Consider the following 2,763-nt stretch of genomic DNA (forward strand, 5'->3'; position numbering starts at 1 on the left):
CCTGCGGCAACGCCCGCCACTGGCAGCCGGTCGAAACGATATAGAGGATCGCTTCGATCACACGACGCAGCTCCGTCTTACGCGGCCGGCCGCGCCGGTTCGCTCGCGGCAACAGGCGTCTGATCAGCGCCCACTCCGCATCGGTCATATCGCTTGCATAACGCAGATCGTCCCGCCGATATTGCTCCCGAGTGATCTTGGTCCAGGGCATCGTGCTCTCCCTCGAATCTTTGCAAATCCGATGGAATCACACCCCACTGAGATCACTCACCCATTTTTCAGTCAGGCTCTGAGGAGCCGCGTAGCGGCGTCTCGAAGGATGCATGGCCCCATCTCTGGCCGATTCATCCTTCGAGGCTCGCTCCGCTCGCGCCTCAGGATGACGGGGATGGAGTAAGGCGTACACCGCCGCATCACGAATACGGATTGATCAGCTTCTGCTGCTCGGTGGCGTGATGGACCAGCAGGTCGATGAAGGTGCGGACCTTCGCCGAGAGATGATGGCGGTGCGGATAGACAGCATTCATGGTGAGCTCGACCGGCCGGTATTCGGGCAGCAGACGGACCAGTTGTCCCGACTCCAGCTCGTCGCGGACCAGGAAGCCGGCCGCGAGGAAGACGCCGACGCCAGCCAGCGCCGCGAGCTTCAGGGTTTCGCCGCTGTTGGAGATCAGATTTCCGGAGACGCGCACCGCAGCCGGCGTTCCCTTGCGGTCGGCGAAGCGCCACTCGTCGCCATAGGGATAGTTAGCGTGGCGCATGCAGTTGCGTGCGGAGAGATCGGCCAGCAGCGTTGGCTTGCCGTGCTGTTCGATATAGCCGTGCGAGCAGCACAGCACGTGGCGCCAGGTCGCGATGGTGCGCACGATCAGGCTGGAGTCCGGCGGCGGCACCATGCGCACGGCGAGATCGTAATTCTCGTCGATCAGATCGGCATTGCGCTCGCCGATCGTGAGATCGACCTTGACCTCGGGATAGGTCGCGAGGAACTCGGCCACCGCGGGCGACAGGAACTGGACGAGATGGGTGTTGGTGAAGATGCGCAGCGTGCCGCGCGGCACCGATTGCTGGGCGCCCGCGATGTCGTCGGCCTGCTCGATGTCGGCGAGGATCTGGACGCAGCGGTCGTAATAGGCCTGGCCGACTTCGGTGAGACTGACCTTGCGCGTGGTGCGGTTGAGCAGCCGGGCGCCGAGCCGGTCCTCCAGCGACTGCACGTGGTTGCTCACCATGGTGGTGGACATGTTGAGCTTGCGGCCGGCCGCGGAAAAGCCGCCGGTGTCCACGACCCGGACGAAGGCGGTCAGGCTGGTCAGGCGATCCATGCGGCAAGGTCCGGATTATCGGCGCTGGCTTGATAATGCTTCCAGTTTTATCGGGATTATCACAGCGGGGAGGACATTGCATCTATGGGGGCGTACTGGGCGCCCTTGCTGGAAGGACGCGAATGTTCGACCCGGAGGATGCCATGTCGACCACTACTTATGTCCCTGAACAAGCAACAAAAATCGGCCTCCGCCCATCGCGGAAAGCGGTCAAGCGGGTGGCGCTCGGGCTCGCCGCGATCATCGGCGTCGCCGTGGCAGCCGACTTTGGCTACGACTACGTCACCACCGGCCGCTACCTCGAAACCACTGACGACGCCTACGTGAAGGCGGACTCCACGATCATCGCCCCGAAGGTCTCGGGCTACATCGCCAAAGTACTGGTCACCGACAACCAGCCGGTGAAGGCCGGCCAGTTGCTGGCCGAGATCGACGACCGCGATTACCGCACCGCGCTCGGCCAGGCCAAGGCGGATGTCGACGCCGCCACAGCCTCGGTGCGCAACCTCGATGCCCAGCTCGAGTTGCAGCAGCCGATCATCGACCAGAGCACGGCCGACGTCACCGCCGCCGAGGCCAACCTGAAATTCGCGCAGGAAGAGCAGACCCGCTACGACGGGCTGATGAAGTCCGGCTCCGGGACCATTCAGCGCGCGCAACAGACCGACGCGGCGCTGCGCGCCAACACCGCGCAATTGCAGCACGCGAAGTCGGCGCTGTCGGCGGCCCAGCGCAAGGTCGACGTGCTGACCACGCAGCGCGCCCAGGCCGCAGCGCAGGTGGACCGTGCTCGCGCGGTCGAGCAGCAGGCCGAGCTCAACCTGTCCTACGCCCGGATCACCGCGCCGGTCGACGGCACGGTCGGCGCCCGCACGCTGCGCGTCGGGCAATATGTGCAGGCCGGCACCCAGCTGATGGCGGTGGTGCCGCTGGACGCGGTCTATGTGGTCGCCAATTTCAAGGAGACGCAGCTGACCCATGTGCGCAACGGCCAGCCGGTCGAGCTCACGGTCGACAGTTTTCGCGGCACCACGCTGAAGGGCCATGTCGACAGCCTATCGCCGGCCAGCGGCCTCGAATTCGCGCTGCTGCCGCCCGACAACGCCACCGGCAATTTCACCAAGATCGTGCAGCGCGTGCCGGTGAAGATCGTGCTCGACGATCACAGCCTCACCGGCCTCTTGCGCCCGGGCATGTCGGCGATCCCGACCGTCAACACCAAGGCGACGGTGCTGGCCGAGCGCGAGGAGAAGCGGCGGCTGGCATCGGCGACGCGGGCGAACGGCGGATAGAGACTACGGTCAACGATAAGAGTGCGAACTTTCTTCGCCTCTCCCGCCTGCGGGGGAGGCCGACGTGCGCGTAGCGCGCGGCGGGTGGGGGCTCTCTCCACGACACGACTCGCGGAGAGAGCCCCCACCCCACCCTCCCCCGCTAG

The 2,763-nt window shown here is 65.4% G+C and carries 3 protein-coding genes; 1 reads left to right on the top strand and 2 read right to left on the bottom strand.

What is annotated here, in order from left to right; translation table 11 throughout:
- Positions 1 to 211 (bottom strand): transposase (locus J6525_RS46185; protein ID WP_225642946.1); only part of this gene is annotated, 211 nt, incomplete at its 3' end.
- Positions 212 to 413: 202 nt separating this feature from the next.
- Entirely contained in the window at positions 414 to 1,325 is a 912-nt protein-coding gene (locus J6525_RS46190; RefSeq protein ID WP_057015472.1) for a LysR family transcriptional regulator, read from the bottom strand.
- Positions 1,326 to 1,468: 143 nt separating this feature from the next.
- On the opposite strand from J6525_RS46190, the gene J6525_RS46195 reads away from it, so the two are divergent.
- Positions 1,469 to 2,617, top strand: coding sequence for an HlyD family secretion protein (locus tag J6525_RS46195; protein ID WP_225649582.1), 1,149 nt, complete (start codon positions 1,469 to 1,471; stop codon positions 2,615 to 2,617).
- Positions 2,618 to 2,763: the final 146 nt, after the last annotated feature.

Origin of the sequence: Bradyrhizobium australafricanum, assembly GCF_020329495.1 — a bacterium.
Taxonomy (GTDB): Bacteria; Pseudomonadota; Alphaproteobacteria; order Rhizobiales; family Xanthobacteraceae; genus Bradyrhizobium; species Bradyrhizobium australafricanum.